We start from the raw sequence: 13,589 nt of genomic DNA on the forward strand, positions 1-13,589 counted from the left end.
ACCGTCTACATAATTGTAGTCGGTCGGGGACCGTCGTGCCGGGGTCCCGTCCGTCCGCCTGGTCGCAGCGAAGGGAATCACCGGATGACCGCCACCGTAGCCGGGCCGCCGCACCTGGCGGTGGGCCCCACGGGAAAGCTCCTCGCCCTCGGCGGAGCGTCCATCGACGGCTCGGCCTACCGGCATGTCGTCGCGCTGGCCCAGCGCGCCCCCGGCTGGCTGGACACCGTGGTGTCGGCGTGGTCGGCGTACGGGCTGCTGCTCTTCGCCCTGTTGATGGTCGCGGGGTGGTGGCGCGCCAGACGCGTGGACGCCCCGGCGGCGATCATCGCGCTGGCCGTGCCCGCGACCGTCGCGGCGGCGTACGGGGTCGACGCCGTGCTGAAGCTCCTCGTGCACGAGCAGCGGCCCTGCCGGAGCCTCGCGGTCAAGACGCTGGAGGCGTGTCCGACGCCCGGCGACTGGTCGTTCCCCAGCAACCACGCGGCCGTCGCCGCCGCCTCGGCCGTCGCGCTGCTCTTCGTCTCCCGCCGACTGGGCGCGTGGGCCGTGGCCGCCGCGCTCGCCATGGCGGCTTCCCGGGTGTGGGTCGGCGTGCACTATCCGCACGACGTGCTCGCCGGGGTGACCGTGGGGGCCGCTGTCGCCTTCGGCCTGATGACCCTCACAAGACGGCGGGCACAGACCGTCGCCCGTCTCCTCACCGGCACACCGCTGAACCCGTTGGTCACGCTGTCATGAAGCGCGGTGACGTCACCGAACTGGCCGGCAGTGTCGGCGTCGGCGCCTGGACGGCGTTCGCGGTCCTGGCCGTCACCACCCACGGCGGCCCGCTCTGGTTCGACCACTCCCTGCTCACCTGGTCGCTCCACCACCGCCCGGGCCTGCTGTTGGCCCTGGCGCGAGGCGTGACCGCCACCGGCACCGGAGCCCTTCCCTACCTCCTCGCCGCGCTCGCCGGTGTCGTGGCCGGACGGAGCGCGCGGCAGCGCCTGTCGGCCGCGGCACTCGGCCTCGCCTGCCTCACCGGCGGACAGGCCCTGCGCTACGGCGTGATGGAGGCCCTGCACCGGCCCCGCCCACCGCGCGTCGACTGGGCGACGGCGGCGAGTGGCTGGTCCTTCCCCTCGGGACATGCCACCACCGGGGCACTGACGGCGGGACTGCTCGTCGTCGCGCTTTCCCTGCGCGCCCCACGCGGCGGCACCGCCCTGTGCGTCGCCGTGGGCTGCTGGGGAGCACTGGTCGGGCTGACCCGCGGCTACCTCGCCGTGCACTGGTTCAGCGATGTCGTCGGCGGCTGGTTGTTCGCCGGCGGCTGGCTCGGGCTGTGCCTGTGCGCCGCCGCCCACTGGCTGCCCGCCACCTTCCTCGCCCCGCCCGAAGATCCGCAGTCCCCGGAGGAGCATGCGCCCCAAGATCCTGGTCGTCGAGGACGATCACGCCCTGCGTGACGTCCTGCGCCGCGCCCTGTACGACGAGGACTTCACCCCCGTCCTCGCCGCCGACGGAGCCACGGCCCTGCGCCTGGCCACCGTCGACGTCGCCGGCGTGATCCTGGACGTCGGGCTGCCCGACGCCGACGGACGGGACGTGTGCCAGGCCCTGCGCGCGGGGGGACTCCGCGCGCCGGTCCTCTTCCTGACGGCCCGTCACCACATCACCGACCGGCTGTCCGGCTTCTCCGCCGGAGGCGACGACTACCTGCCCAAACCCTTCCACCTCGCCGAACTCACCGCCCGGCTGCGCGCCGCGCTCAGACGCGCCGGACCTCCGTCGCCGGCCACCGCCGGTGACCTGGTCCTGGATCCGGTGGGCCACCACGCGACCGTGCGGGGGGTGCCCGTCGCCCTCTCACCGACAGAGTTCCGGCTGCTGGCCGTGCTCGCCGCGGCGGGCGGGGACCTCGTGCGCAGGCGGGACCTGGTCCGGGCCGGCTGGCCGGAGGGCGCGCACGTCAGCGACAACACCTTGGACCAGTACCTCAGCCGCCTGCGGCGCAAGCTGCGCGCGGCGGACAGCGAAATGACGATCGGCACCGCACGGGGGATCGGACACCGCCTCTCATGAACCGCGTCCTGCGGCGCCTCACTCCGCGCACCCCGCACACCCCGGCCACCCTGCGCGGGCGTCTCTCCCTGGTGGCACTGACCGCCGCCGCACTGCTGATGACGGTCCTGACCGTGGTCTTCAACACCGTGATGGAACGGCACCTGCGACAGCAGGCCGACGACGAACTGCTCGGCCGGGCGGCCGCGGTCGCCACGACCGTCGACACCACCGGCCCGCACGTGCGCGTCCTGGCGACCGGCCACGACGGCCTCCTCGATACCAACACCTGGATCTACACCGGGAACCACCTGCTGGAGAAACCACCGTCCGCCACGCCCCACAACCCCCGCACCGTCGCCGCCGGCCGGCTCGCCGCGCACGAGGGACGGACCTGCACGACCGTACGGGGGGAACGGCACCAGTCCGTCCGGCTGTGCTCCGACCTCGTGACCGGGGGTCGTTCCACCGCCACTGTCGTCACCGCCCTGGACCTCTCGCCCTACCGAAGTTCGGCCGACACCATGCTGGTCGGCTCCCTGGTCCTGGACGCCGTGACGCTCGCCTGCACCTGCGCACTGACCCACCTCATGGTCGGCCGTGCACTGCGCCCCGTCCGCACGATGACCGACCAGGCCACCCGGTGGTGCGCCGTGGGTTCCGCCCAACGCTTCGGCACCGCACGGCATCCGGCCGAACTCGCCCGCCTCGGCGCCTCCCTCGACGCCCTCCTGGACCGCATCCGTGCGGTACTGCGACACGAGCAGCAGCTGACCGCGGAGCTGTCGCACGAACTGCGCACCCCGCTCACCCGCATCGTCGCGGAACTCGACTGGTGGCGCGCCCGCCCCCGCTCGGCGGCCGAGACGCACGCCACCCACGCGGTGATCGCCGAGGCGGCCCGATCGATGCGCGCCATCTGCGACACCCTGCTTGACGAAGCGCGCGACAGCACCAGGGACCCCGCGACCGCTCCCGGCACCGCCGACGTCGGCCCGCTGCTCCGCCGGCTGACCGAACTCCAGGACGCCGCCCGCGGAGTGAAGATCCGGGTCGAGACCCCGGACGCGGAGCTGACGGCGGGCGTCACCGACACCGTCCTCGAACGGATCGTCAGCCCCCTGCTGGCCAACGCCCTCCGCCACGCCGACGCGACGGTGACCGTACGCGCACGCCCGGCCCCCGGCGCCATCCGAATTGATGTCGAGGACGACGGCCCCGGCGTACCGGACACCTTCACCACCGACCTCTTCCAGCCCGGCCGCCGTGCCGACCCGGACGACGGCCACGACGGCGCGGGCCTCGGCCTGTCCCTCGCACGCCGCCTGGCCCGCCAGGCCGGGGGAGAAGTCGTCCATGACGCCCGGCACACACCGGGAGCGAGGTTCACGGTCACCCTGCCGGTTGGATGAGCGACATTCGAGAGGAAGCGAGCCCGGCACGCCCCGTGCAAGCCCCACCTGCTGGCCCTCGCAGACGGCTTCCCGCTCAGCCGTCGCCGCGCACGTCGCGCCGCGACACGCCGAGGTAGGCGACGAACGCGGCGATTGCGGCCGTCCAGGCGAGGGTGACCGGCGCCAACCCGAGCCCCAGCCCGCCACGGGTGTGCCCCACGGCCATCCAGTCGGCGAGGGAGGCACCCAGCGGGCGGGTGATGACGTACGCCGTCCAGAAGGCGGTCACCGCGTTCAGGTTGCCGAAGCGGTGAGCGAGGGCCGGCAGACAGATGGCGGCGGCGAAGAGCACGGCCGAACCGAGGTAGCCGAACCCGATACCGGCCGTGAGGTCGCCCGCGGCGGTACCGAGGGCGAAGGTCGCGAGGACGGTCGCCCAGTAGAACGCCTCGCGGCGGCGCGTGCGGATGCCGTGGATCGACAACGTCCGCTCGGAGCGGTACCAGAGGGCGAAGACCGCGGCCAGCACGACGAGGAAGGCCGGCGTCGAGACGACGTACGGCACACCTAGGCCGACATGCAGGACGTCGGCGGCCATGGTGCCGAACACGCTGACCATGACGACGGCCGTCCAGTAGGCCCAGGCGACATAGCGCCGTAGAACGAACTGCACGGCGAGCGAGGCGATCAGGGCGAGACCCCCGAGTCCGACCGCGGGCACCGGCCCGAGGACCTTCGCCAGAAGATCCGACGCCGTCTCGCCCATCCCGGTGGTCAGCACCTTGATGATCCAGAAGTAGACGGTGACTTCCGGCACCTTGTTCGCCGTCCGGCGCACAGGAACGAGGGGCCGGCCGTCCAGGACGTGCTCTGCGGTCATGATCCGCACGATGGCACCGGTTGCCTGAACACGACCTGAACGTCACCCCGGATCCGACCGGGGTGCAGCGAGGTTGCGGAGTCCGCCGAGGGTCCGCAGCCCGGCCCGGGTCGGTGCGCCGGGACACGACCCGGCTGCCGACGGAGGTGCCGCCGACGGCGAGGGCGGTGAGCGGGAGCAGGGTGAGCGCGGCGACCGTACCGACGAGGGGCGGGCCGGTGAGGCTGGGGGGGGGAGGACTCCAGAGCGGCCCCTCCTGCCTTCGCCAGGTGGGATCGCAGCCGAAACGTGTCCGGGACGCCGCCCTCGACCTCACGCTCCCGGCAGCCGCCGGACCGTGAGGATCTGCTGGGCGTGTCCGACCGGCCCGTCGAGGTCGTGCAGGACCGTGCTGGTGAGGCCCTGTCCGGAGGGGCCGAAGGTGACCGTGGTGTCCAGCCCCGTCCAGGGCCCGCGTGGTGGGCGGTGCAGGTGGACGGTGAGGTCGACGTTGGGGAACATCCACTGCCCGGGCGGCTGCCGTACGGCGATGCCGTTGGCCGTGTCGACGAGGGCGAGGTAGGAGGCGACAGGACCGCTGGGCCGGCCGGCGACCAGGTCGAGAGGCGTCGAGATCCAGGCGGCCGTACGACCTGGTCGGGGCGGTGCGACGGGGCGGACGTCGAGGGAGGCGATGTAGCCGCCGGGCCAGGTGTCGGACAACCGCCAGGACCCGAGGGACTCCGGTGGCGGGAGCCGGTCGTCGGGGCCGCCCGCCACGGCGGTGGTGTCGTGCGCCGCCAGATACCAGGCGCGCGCCCGCACCACCGGACGGTCCTCTATCCGTACGACCGCCTCCAGCAGCTCGATGGTCCGGCCCGGCCGGATCGTCTCCACCTCGACGTGGCACTCGTCGAGGGCGAGGCGGCCGAGGATGTCGTAGCTGATCCGGGAGAGCACCAGAGTGCCGTCCGGCCGCGCGGCCCGGTGGCGTTCGAGGGCGTGGACGATCAGACCGCCCAGCGGACTGAAGTGCTGCTCCTCGGGATCCCAGGCGCCCCCCGCGTGCCGGGTGGGCTTGTAGCGGTGGTCGTCGATCGCTTCGAAGTAGCTGTCGGTGGTCAACGGGACGTTCTCCCCAGGGTGTTCAGAGGGCATTGAGCAGGACGACATACAGGGCCGTGCCGGCGCCCACACTCAGGATGGTGCGACGGCCGAACACCAGGTGGACGCCGACCGTGACGGCGACAGCGAGCAGCGCGTACCAGGTGCCGCCCGGGTCGGTCGTGACCGTGCCGTGCAGTGCGGTCACGGCGAGGATGCCGAGGATCCCGACGGGCATCCACAGGGCGAGGCGGCGCACGATCTCCGAGCCGCGCAGCCGGCCGAGCACCGCGAAGGGGAGGGCGCGCAGGGCGAGCGTGATGCCGAAGACGATCGCCAGGACGGCGATCAGGTACGAGGTGCTAGGCATCGGCGCTCCTCCGTGCCGTCGCGAGGTGGCGGACCAGGAGCAGGGCGACGAACACCAGGAGCGCCGTGAACATCGCCATGCCCGGCGTCAGGACGAGGGCGACGGTCGCACTCGCGCCCGCGAGCAACAGGGACGGCAGCTCCGCGCGCGAGCGGAAGGCGTCCAGGGTGAGCACCGTGAACAGGGCGCACAGGGCGAACTCCAGGCCTTTGACCGGGGCGGGCAGGGCCGCTCCCAGGGCGACGCCCACCAGCCCGCCGCCGACCCAGTACGTCTCACAGGCGATCTGCAGGGCCAGCAGCCGGGGCGCAGACCGCTCGTGCTCCGGCAGCGAGGCGTTGACGGCGTACGCCTCGTCGATCATCGCGTAGACGGCGTAGGCCTTGGCCACCGGGTGCCTGACCAGGTGGAGCGGGAACGAGAAGGCGTAGAAGACATGCCGGAAGTTGACCACGAGCACGGTCAGGGCGACCGCGGCGAGCGGTGTGACGGCGGCCATCATGCCGACGAGCAGCAGTTCCAGGGAGCCGGCGAACGCGGCCAGGGAGAGGGCCGGGGCCAGCCACCAGGGCAGCCCGGCCTGGACGATCAGCAGGCCCAGCGCGATGCCGAGCGGGAAGATGCCGAGGCCCGCGGAGAAGGAGTCGCGCACGCCGAGGGCGATGCGGGACCTGGGGGCGGGAGCGGCCGGGGCCGTAGCGGCCGGGCGGGGGGACACGTCTTGTCGCACGGATCCATCGTCGCGCAGAAGCCGAGACATGTGGTTGCGAATATTGCCCAGGCGGCCCTCTGTGGCGCAATATTCTTTCGTGGACGCGATCGACAGGGCAATCATTGCCGAGCTGGAGCGGGACGGGCGGCTGACCAACGTGGAGCTGGCCCAGCGCGTCGGCCTGACCGCGGGGCCGTGCCTGCGGCGGGTGCAGCGCCTGGAGGCCGACGGGGTCATCCGGGGCTACCGGGCCGTGATCGACCCCGCCTCGGTGGGCCGCTCCTTCGAGGTCCTGATCGACCTCAGCCTCGAGGCGCAGGACGCGGAGACGGTCCAGCGCTTCGAGGAGACGCTGGCACAGGCGGACGAGGTCCTGGAGCTACGGCGCCTGTTCGGGAGCCCCGACTACTTCGTGCGCGTGGCCGTCGCCGACCTGCCGGCGTACGAGGCGTTCCTGAGCGGCCGCGTGATGACCATCCCCCGGATCAAGAACGTCACGTCCCATTTCACGATGAAAACCGTGAAGCCGAGTCCTGGGGCCAACGCCTGACAGGCAGGGCTGCACCACCACGAGATGTGCAGCTCACGACGCCGCGTAGCGCCTGGCGATCGCGGAGGCGCGGTCACGCAGGGCGGTCCGCAGCGCTGCCGGGGCCAGCGCCTCCGCGTCCGTGCCCAGCTGCCACAGCGCCCATTCGGCGTGGCGCAGATCCTGGAACGTCACCGTCAGCCGCAGCCAGCCGTCCGAGTCGGGTTCCGCGGCGCGGAGAGCCACCACGGTGCTCAGCAGTTCCTCCCGCCGCGCGGGATGCACCCGTACCAGTACGACGATGTGGCCGTCGGACAGAAACCGGGCGCAGCGTTCCCGCCAGACCCGGTCCAGGTCAACCGCGTTCGGTCGCTGCGCCGGTTCGGGAAGTTCCTCGGCGGCCAGGACCCGCGCCAGCCGGTAGGTGCGGTCCGCGCCGGATCGCGTGGCCAGCAGGTACCCCCGGTCGCGCACGGTGACCAGTCCGATCGGATCCACCGTGCGCCACTGAGGCGCCTGGCCCGTGGCCGCGTAGTGGATGCGCAGTCGGTGACCGGCCAGCACGGCGCGCCGGATCTCGATCATCGCCGTACCGGACACCTCCTCGGCGACCGGCCGGCGCGAGAGCAGGTCGGTGTCCGGCTCGACGAGGAAGCGCCGCGCAGCGTCGCTCGCGGCGGCCTGGTGGGTCTCGGGCAGCGCGTCGACGACCTTGCGCATGGCGGAGGCCAGCGCCGAACCGAGTCCGAACGCCTGATCGCCCCGCCCGGATCCGGCGGTCAACAGGGCAAGGGCCTCGTCCTGGTTCAGACCGGTGAGCTCGGTGCGGAAACCCGGCAGCAGCGCGAACCCGCCATGCCGACCGCGTTCGGCGTAGACCGGGACCCCGGCCGCGGACAGCGCCTCGATGTCCCGCAGCACGGTACGGGTGGACACCTCGAGCTCGCGGGCCAGCGCGCCCGCGGTCAACCGACCGCGCTGACGCAGCAACAGCACGAGCGAGACCAGCCGATCGGCACGCATACGCGGACCCTATGCGAATACATGACCAAGGGTGTCACGTTTCCTTGGCAGGCTCCTCACGACAACGGAACTCACGCCAATCCGCAGGGAGTTGACGCAGCAGTGACACTCGAACGAACGGCCATCAATCCGGTGACGTGGTCCCTGGGACTGGGCTTCAACCAGGCGGAGCTCGTCTCCGGCCACACGCGGACCCTGTACTGCTCCGGCCAGACCGCGATGGACAGCGAAGGCAAACCGCAGCACGACGGCGACATGGCCGCCCAACTGGCCCTCAGCCTAGACAACTTGGAGGCCGTGCTGAACAAGGCCGCCATGACCCTCGCGCACCTCGTCCGCCTCACCATCTACACCACCGACGTCGACCGACTCCTCCCGCACTACGGCGTACTGGCGTCCCGCCTGACCGCGGCCGACGCGAAACCACCCACCACGCTGCTCGGCGTGACTCGTCTGGCGATCCTTGGCCAAATGATCGAACTGGAGGGAACGGCGGTCGCCTGAGGCGCTGGGTGACCTTCAGTTTTGTGCCGCTGCTCAGCCACTCGGACGCGAGAGCTCTCGGATGGTGGCGCCTGTCAGGTCTCCGGGTGTGAAGACGGCCGCGGCGATGCGGAGGCGGGGTGGCAGTGTCGACCACAGTTCGTCGAGGAGGGTGTCGCTGTTCTCGGCGGTGGTGCGGATCTCCGTGAAGGGGGCGCCGGTGGTGATGTGCTGTCCGTCGGACCGGTAGGTCGTCATGAGCACCCCCTCGCCGGGAGGCAACTCACTGACATGCAGGGTGAGTCGGTTGGTGGTGGCGCGGTCCCCGGCACTGCGTCGGGCGGCGCCGAACCAGGCTTGGCCGTCCGCCCCCGCGACCACGGTCAGACGCGGGGTGAAGATCGGCGGGTCGGGTTCGTAGTCGAGGCCGTCCAGGGCAAGGAGCGGAGCCTGTCCCGCGTCGAGCCGGTCGGCGACCGTGGAGACCTGCTCTCCGTTGCCGAAGACCAGCCACCGCGGAGTCCGACGGGCGGCGACGTAGTGCCGGAGGCGGTCGTGCTCGCGTACGCCGGTCGCCGCGACGATCAGTTCGCCTTCGGGAGTGGAGCGCAGGGTACGGGCCTGCGAGGCGGGGCTGCGCCCGGTGAGGAAGTACGCGCCGCGCGCAGTGCCGTCACCCGTGGTGCACCACAGCACGCCGCGGCCGGGGTAGTCGTTGGCGGCCAGTACGTCTTTGAGCGAGTCCACTGCGCTTGCACCCCTCTGCGTGGTGACGTCACGGCGCGAAGCCGCTGGTGACATCCAAGCGGACCAAGGGCATCCAGCCCCTCGCGGTGAGGTTGTCACCTGGCAAAGACTCCGAGGACGAGCAGGTGGGGGCCGCTAGGGCCGGTCCACGCGCCGCGTCGTCGCGAACCGGCGCTGGTAACCGGCCGGCGTGAGGGACAACTCCCGTGCGAACACGCGGCGCAGGCTCTCGTAGCTCGGGAAGCCTGCCATGGACGCCGCCTGTGTCGCGGTGTACCCCTGGTCGAGCAGTGACTTCGCGACGTCGAAACGGATCGACTCGACGTACCGGGCCGGTGTCGTGCCGAGTTCGTCGCGGAACAGCCTGGTCAGGTGGCGCGTACTGACGTTGAGCCGCCCGGCGAGTTCGGCCAGGGAGTAGTCGCCGACGGGGTCCGCCGTCACCAGGTCGACGACCCTGCGCAGGGCGGGCGAGCGGGGCGGTGGACCCTGCAGGGGTGCGGAGAACTGGGATTGGCCGCCCGGTCGTTGCAGATAGACCACCAGGGAGCGGGCCACCTCCCTGCTGACGTCGGGCCCGTGGTCCTCCTCGACGAGAGCGAGGGCGAGGTCGATGCCCGCGGTGACGCCCGCCGAGGTGTAGATCGTGCCGTCGCGCACATAGATGGCGTCGGGGTCGACGTGTGCCTTGGGGTGCCGGGCGGCGAGTTCGCCGGCGATCTTCCAGTGCGTGGTCGCCCGTCTGCCGTCCAGGAGACCGGTCGCCGCGAGGACGAACGCGCCGGAGCACACGGACGCGACCCGACCGGCACGGGCCGCCAGATCGCCGACCGCCTGCGCCAGGTCGCGCGTGATCGCGGTCCTGGGATAGACATCACCGCCCGGCACCAGGAACGTGTCGGGGTCCGGCTGCGTGGCGGCGCTGCCGTCGACCGCGATCCGCATGCCGACCGAGGACGTCACGTCGGCGCCCGTCGACGACACCAGGGCGATCCGGTAGTCGGCGCCGAGCAGATTCGCCTCCCCGAACACGTCGGCGGGACCGGCGACGTCCAGCAGCTTGACGCCGTCGTAGACGAGGACCGCCACCCGGTGCGGAGCGGAGCTCACTGGCCCACCCTGGGATGACCGGATTCGAGTGGTTCATGGCCGGACCGAGGCGGCGCCGCCCACCGCACGTTCGGCACCGTGGAGGACGGACACAGGGTGCGTCCACCACACATCGCATCGGAAAGCACGGGCATCATGACCGACATCATCGCAGGCGTGGAAATACCCGATACCCCGGCCGTCGCGGAGGCCACGGAGTTTCTCCGGGAGAGGACGAACCCTCTGATCTTCCACCACTCCCGGCGGGTATTCCTCTTCGGTTCCCTCCACGCGCGTGCCAGGGATCTCCGGCCCGATCCCGAGCTGCTCTGCATATCGGCGATGTTCCACGACACGGGACTGGTGATCCCGTTCTCCGACACACCGCAGCGTTTCGAACTGGACGGCGCCGACCACGCGCAGAAATTCCTGCTCGACCGCGGTTTCTCCACGAGCGCCGCCCAGGTGGTCTGGAGAGCGATCGCCCTGCACACCACACCGGGAATCCCGGCCCGGATGGACCCCGAGGTCGCCGCCACGAACTACGGCGTGCTCACCGACGCGGTCGGCTGGGAGCTGGACGGCCTGGAAAAGGACCGTACGAAGGAGATCGTCACCGCTCATCCGCGGGGCGATTTCAAGAAGGAATTCCTTCAGGCATTCGTCGATGGCCTGAAAGACCGCCCCGACACCACCTACGGAACCGTCAACGCGGATGTCCTGGAACACTTCGTCCCCGGATTCCGCCGTACGTCCATGGTGGAACGCATTCTCGACGCGCCGTGGCCGCGGTAGCACCGGCACATTCGCGGCACGGCACACCAGGAAGGACCACTCGTGCAAGCCATCACCGTCCGGGACCGCAAGGCCGGAATCACCGGCCTGAGCCTCGAAAACCTTCCCCACCCCCACGCCTCCGAGAACGACGTCATCCTCCGGGTGCACGCCGCGGGCTTCACCCGAGGAGAACTCGACTGGCCCGCGACCTGGACCGACCGCGCGGGCCGCGACCGTACGCCCAGCGTGCCCGGCCACGAGGTCTCCGGGGTGGTGACCGAACTCGGATACGGCACGACCGGCCTCACCGTCGGCCAGCGGGTCTTCGGGCCGGCCGACTGGACCCGCGACGGCTCGCTCGCCGAGTACGTCGCCGTGGAGGCCCGCAACCTCGCCCCGCTCCCCGCCGACATCGATCACACGACGGCCGCGGCCCTGCCGATCTCCGGACTGACCGCCTGGCAGGGCCTGTTCGACCACGCCCGCCTCACCACCGGCCAGACCGTCCTGATCCACGGCGCGGCCGGCGGTGTCGGCTCGCTCGCCGTCCAGTTGGCGCGCGAGGCGGGAGCCCGCGTGCTCGGCACGGGCCGTGCCGCGGACCGGGACACCGTGCTCGACCTGGGCGCGCACGCGTTCCTCGACCTGGAGGCCGACCGGTTGGAGGACACCGGGCAGGTCGACGTCGTGTTCGACGTCATCGGCGGGGACGTGCTCGACCGTTCGGCGGCCCTCGTACGCCCCGGCGGCACCCTCGTCACGATCGTCCAGCCACCCACCGTGCGCCCCGACGACGGCAGGGCCGTCTTCTTCGTCGTGGAACCCGACCGCGCCCGCCTCGCCGACCTCGCCCAGCGTGTGCGGGACGGCCGGCTCCGGGTACGGGTCGGCGCGGTGCGGCCCCTGGCCGAGGCGCCCGCCGCCTTCACCTCAGGACAGCGGGTTCCCGGCCGCACGATCATCCGCGTGGCCGAGGGAAACTGATTGCGGGCGACGGGAGCGTGTCCGAAACTGTGCGAGCTTCAGTGACTCCCGTGAGGTCCTCATGACGATCTACTTCTACGGCGCCGACGAGGTCCCGTACGGATGCTTCTCCAACTTCTCCGCTCATGGCTTCGACCTCGACGGGTCCTGGTGGCCCACGTCGGAGCACTACTTCCAGGCACAGAAGTTCGCGGGCACCCGCCACGCCGATCTCGTCCGGCGTGCTCGCACACCCCTGCGTGCGGCGGAACTGGGGCGTGATGCGTCCAAGCCGCTGCGCAGGGACTGGGAGCGGGTCAAGGACGACGTGATGCGCCGCGCGGTAGCGGCGAAGTTCCGCACGCATGCCGACATCCGCGAGGTTCTGCTGTCCACCGGTGACGAAGAGATCGTCGAGGACACCACCACCGACCACTACTGGGGCCGGGGCAGGACCGGGAACGGCAAGAACATGCTCGGCAGGATACTCATGCGCACCCGAAGCCGGCTCCTCGTCGAGGGTCGGTGAAACCACGCAACCGGCTACGTAATCCAGTGACCGGGGGCCCGAGTTCCGGGGAGTGGCTCTGCGGCCGTTGAAAGATGACTGCCATGACCGATGAGCAGTACTCCCGGCTGGCCGCCGAGCACCTTCCCGGCGATCTCGCGCAGCGCTGGACGGCGCTCCTCCGCCCGTGTGCCCGCCTGCGCCGGGCCGAGGCCGGCGAGCCGATCGTGGCTGTCCTCGGCGGCGCCCCGGACCTTCCGGCGGGGACGGCCTGGCCCGAGTGGCCCGGACACGGACCCTTGTCCTTCGTCGCTTCGGTGCGTTGTGCCGCGCTGCCACGAGACGGACTCGCCGAGGAGTTCCCCCGGGACGGGACGCTGCTCTTCTTCTACTTCGACGGCCAGGCGGACGAGGACGCCTTCGTCTCCGTCGACGATCCCGAAACCCGGGCCGGAGCCCGGGTGCTGTACCTCCCGGAGAACACCCCCGTCCTCCCCGCGGACCCGCCTCCGGTCCTGGCGGGGTTCCCGCGCGTGGAACTCGCCGCGGCCACCGGGCAGAGCGCCCCGGACCTGTGGCTGCCCCAGACCCGGCGAGCCCTCCTCGGCGACACCCGCCCCTGGCCCCACCCCCGCGACACCCCGGCCGGACTCAAGCCGTTCGTCCGCGCCTTCAGGCGGCTGCGCACCCGGGTCGACCACCAGATCGGCGGCCACGCCGTGCCCGTCCAGGGCCCGGTGGAGTACGAGATCGCGAACGCGACGTACGGCGGCACGCTCGCGTGGGGCGACGAACCACTGGACCAGGAGGCCGAACGCTGGGTGCTGCTGGCCCAGTTCGCCAGTGACAGCGACGCGAGGACGACCTGGGGCGACGACGGCGTCCTGTACTGGCTCATCCGCCCGGAGGACCTCGCCGCCCGGCGCTTCGACCAGGCCCGGGTCACCCTGCAGGGCTAGCACGCGGGGTGGGACACGCGACC

17 protein-coding genes are annotated in these 13,589 nt (G+C 71.7%); 10 read left to right on the forward strand and 7 right to left on the reverse strand.

What is annotated here, in order from left to right; genetic code table 11:
* The first annotated feature begins 84 nt into the window (after window positions 1-84).
* Genes AC2XR2_RS41955 through AC2XR2_RS41970 form a run of 4 tightly spaced genes read left to right on the forward strand, consistent with a single transcriptional unit; the run spans window position 85 to window position 3,461 of the window.
* On the forward strand, window positions 85-741 hold the full coding sequence (locus tag AC2XR2_RS41955; protein WP_491518016.1) for a phosphatase PAP2 family protein: 657 nt from the start codon (window positions 85-87) through the stop codon (window positions 739-741).
* Window positions 738-1,454, forward strand: a complete 717-nt coding sequence (locus tag AC2XR2_RS41960) for a phosphatase PAP2 family protein (RefSeq protein ID WP_491518017.1) — start codon at window positions 738-740, stop codon at window positions 1,452-1,454. Before AC2XR2_RS41955 ends, AC2XR2_RS41960 begins: the two co-directional genes overlap by 4 nt.
* Window positions 1,408-2,070, forward strand: a complete 663-nt coding sequence (locus AC2XR2_RS41965; RefSeq protein WP_491518018.1) for a response regulator transcription factor — start codon at window positions 1,408-1,410, stop codon at window positions 2,068-2,070. Before AC2XR2_RS41960 ends, AC2XR2_RS41965 begins: the two co-directional genes overlap by 47 nt.
* A complete protein-coding gene (locus AC2XR2_RS41970) occupies window positions 2,067-3,461 on the forward strand; it encodes a sensor histidine kinase (RefSeq protein WP_491518019.1) in 1,395 nt (464 codons plus the stop codon). Before AC2XR2_RS41965 ends, AC2XR2_RS41970 begins: the two co-directional genes overlap by 4 nt.
* Before the next feature lie 76 nt (window positions 3,462-3,537).
* On the opposite strand, the gene AC2XR2_RS41975 is transcribed toward AC2XR2_RS41970, so the two are convergent.
* The 4 genes from AC2XR2_RS41975 to AC2XR2_RS41990 form a co-directional block, all read right to left on the reverse strand.
* Complete coding sequence (locus AC2XR2_RS41975) at window positions 3,538-4,323, reverse strand: COG4705 family protein (RefSeq protein ID WP_491518020.1); 786 nt, start codon at window positions 4,321-4,323, stop codon at window positions 3,538-3,540.
* Between the two features lie 312 nt (window positions 4,324-4,635).
* On the reverse strand, window positions 4,636-5,460 hold the full coding sequence (locus AC2XR2_RS41980; RefSeq protein WP_449348400.1) for a thioesterase family protein: 825 nt from the start codon (window positions 5,458-5,460) through the stop codon (window positions 4,636-4,638).
* Window positions 5,450-5,776: a branched-chain amino acid transporter permease gene (locus AC2XR2_RS41985; RefSeq protein WP_381302674.1), complete on the reverse strand. Its 327-nt coding sequence runs from the start codon at window positions 5,774-5,776 to the stop codon at window positions 5,450-5,452. The genes AC2XR2_RS41980 and AC2XR2_RS41985 overlap by 11 nt, the downstream gene beginning before the upstream one ends.
* Window positions 5,769-6,506 carry an AzlC family ABC transporter permease gene (locus AC2XR2_RS41990; RefSeq protein WP_381302675.1) on the reverse strand — a complete coding sequence of 246 codons (738 nt, stop codon included), beginning with the start codon at window positions 6,504-6,506 and terminating at the stop codon, window positions 5,769-5,771. Before AC2XR2_RS41990 ends, AC2XR2_RS41985 begins: the two co-directional genes overlap by 8 nt.
* 79 nt (window positions 6,507-6,585) lie before the next feature.
* On the opposite strand from AC2XR2_RS41990, the gene AC2XR2_RS41995 reads away from it, so the two are divergent.
* Entirely contained in the window at window positions 6,586-7,038 is a 453-nt protein-coding gene (locus tag AC2XR2_RS41995) for an Lrp/AsnC family transcriptional regulator (protein ID WP_491518021.1), read from the forward strand.
* A 33-nt stretch (window positions 7,039-7,071) separates the two neighbouring features.
* Here the strand turns inward: AC2XR2_RS41995 and AC2XR2_RS42000 are convergent, their stop codons facing one another.
* Window positions 7,072-8,040, reverse strand: coding sequence for a helix-turn-helix transcriptional regulator (locus AC2XR2_RS42000; RefSeq protein ID WP_491518022.1), 969 nt, complete (start codon window positions 8,038-8,040; stop codon window positions 7,072-7,074).
* Between the two features lie 102 nt (window positions 8,041-8,142).
* On the opposite strand from AC2XR2_RS42000, the gene AC2XR2_RS42005 reads away from it, so the two are divergent.
* Entirely contained in the window at window positions 8,143-8,544 is a 402-nt protein-coding gene (locus AC2XR2_RS42005) for a RidA family protein (protein WP_491518023.1), read from the forward strand.
* Between the two features lie 33 nt (window positions 8,545-8,577).
* Here AC2XR2_RS42005 and AC2XR2_RS42010 read toward each other — a convergent pair whose 3' ends face one another.
* A complete protein-coding gene (locus AC2XR2_RS42010; RefSeq protein WP_491518024.1) occupies window positions 8,578-9,270 on the reverse strand; it encodes an IMP cyclohydrolase in 693 nt (230 codons plus the stop codon).
* Window positions 9,271-9,405: 135 nt separating this feature from the next.
* Window positions 9,406-10,380, reverse strand: coding sequence for a GlxA family transcriptional regulator (locus AC2XR2_RS42015; protein ID WP_491518025.1), 975 nt, complete (start codon window positions 10,378-10,380; stop codon window positions 9,406-9,408).
* Between the two features lie 135 nt (window positions 10,381-10,515).
* On the opposite strand from AC2XR2_RS42015, the gene AC2XR2_RS42020 reads away from it, so the two are divergent.
* The 4 genes from AC2XR2_RS42020 (at window position 10,516) to AC2XR2_RS42035 (ending at window position 13,566) form a co-directional block, all read left to right on the forward strand.
* Window positions 10,516-11,154, forward strand: coding sequence for an HD domain-containing protein (locus tag AC2XR2_RS42020; RefSeq protein WP_381302681.1), 639 nt, complete (start codon window positions 10,516-10,518; stop codon window positions 11,152-11,154).
* A 42-nt stretch (window positions 11,155-11,196) separates the two neighbouring features.
* Window positions 11,197-12,120, forward strand: a complete 924-nt coding sequence (locus tag AC2XR2_RS42025) for an NADP-dependent oxidoreductase (RefSeq protein ID WP_381302682.1) — start codon at window positions 11,197-11,199, stop codon at window positions 12,118-12,120.
* Window positions 12,121-12,181: 61 nt separating this feature from the next.
* Window positions 12,182-12,628, forward strand: coding sequence for a riboflavin biosynthesis intermediates N-glycosidase (ybiA, locus tag AC2XR2_RS42030; protein WP_381302683.1), 447 nt, complete (start codon window positions 12,182-12,184; stop codon window positions 12,626-12,628).
* Between the two features lie 83 nt (window positions 12,629-12,711).
* A complete protein-coding gene (locus AC2XR2_RS42035; protein WP_491518026.1) occupies window positions 12,712-13,566 on the forward strand; it encodes a YwqG family protein in 855 nt (284 codons plus the stop codon).
* Window positions 13,567-13,589: the final 23 nt, after the last annotated feature.

The organism is Streptomyces sp. LS-MS-L19 (assembly GCF_058382285.1).

Coding starts and splice junctions, on each gene's coding strand:
- AC2XR2_RS41965 (WP_491518018.1), top strand. CDS start 1,408: ATGCGCCCCAAGATCCTGGTCGTCGAGGACGATCACGCCCTGCGTGAC.
- AC2XR2_RS42020 (WP_381302681.1), top strand. CDS start 10,516: ATGACCGACATCATCGCAGGCGTGGAAATACCCGATACCCCGGCCGTC.
- AC2XR2_RS41970 (WP_491518019.1), top strand. CDS start 2,067: ATGAACCGCGTCCTGCGGCGCCTCACTCCGCGCACCCCGCACACCCCG.
- AC2XR2_RS41980 (WP_449348400.1), bottom strand. CDS start 5,460: ATGCCCTCTGAACACCCTGGGGAGAACGTCCCGTTGACCACCGACAGC.
- AC2XR2_RS42035 (WP_491518026.1), top strand. CDS start 12,712: ATGACCGATGAGCAGTACTCCCGGCTGGCCGCCGAGCACCTTCCCGGC.
- AC2XR2_RS41955 (WP_491518016.1), top strand. CDS start 85: ATGACCGCCACCGTAGCCGGGCCGCCGCACCTGGCGGTGGGCCCCACG.
- ybiA (WP_381302683.1), top strand. CDS start 12,182: ATGACGATCTACTTCTACGGCGCCGACGAGGTCCCGTACGGATGCTTC.
- AC2XR2_RS42000 (WP_491518022.1), bottom strand. CDS start 8,040: ATGCGTGCCGATCGGCTGGTCTCGCTCGTGCTGTTGCTGCGTCAGCGC.
- AC2XR2_RS41985 (WP_381302674.1), bottom strand. CDS start 5,776: ATGCCTAGCACCTCGTACCTGATCGCCGTCCTGGCGATCGTCTTCGGC.
- AC2XR2_RS41975 (WP_491518020.1), bottom strand. CDS start 4,323: ATGACCGCAGAGCACGTCCTGGACGGCCGGCCCCTCGTTCCTGTGCGC.
- AC2XR2_RS41960 (WP_491518017.1), top strand. CDS start 738: ATGAAGCGCGGTGACGTCACCGAACTGGCCGGCAGTGTCGGCGTCGGC.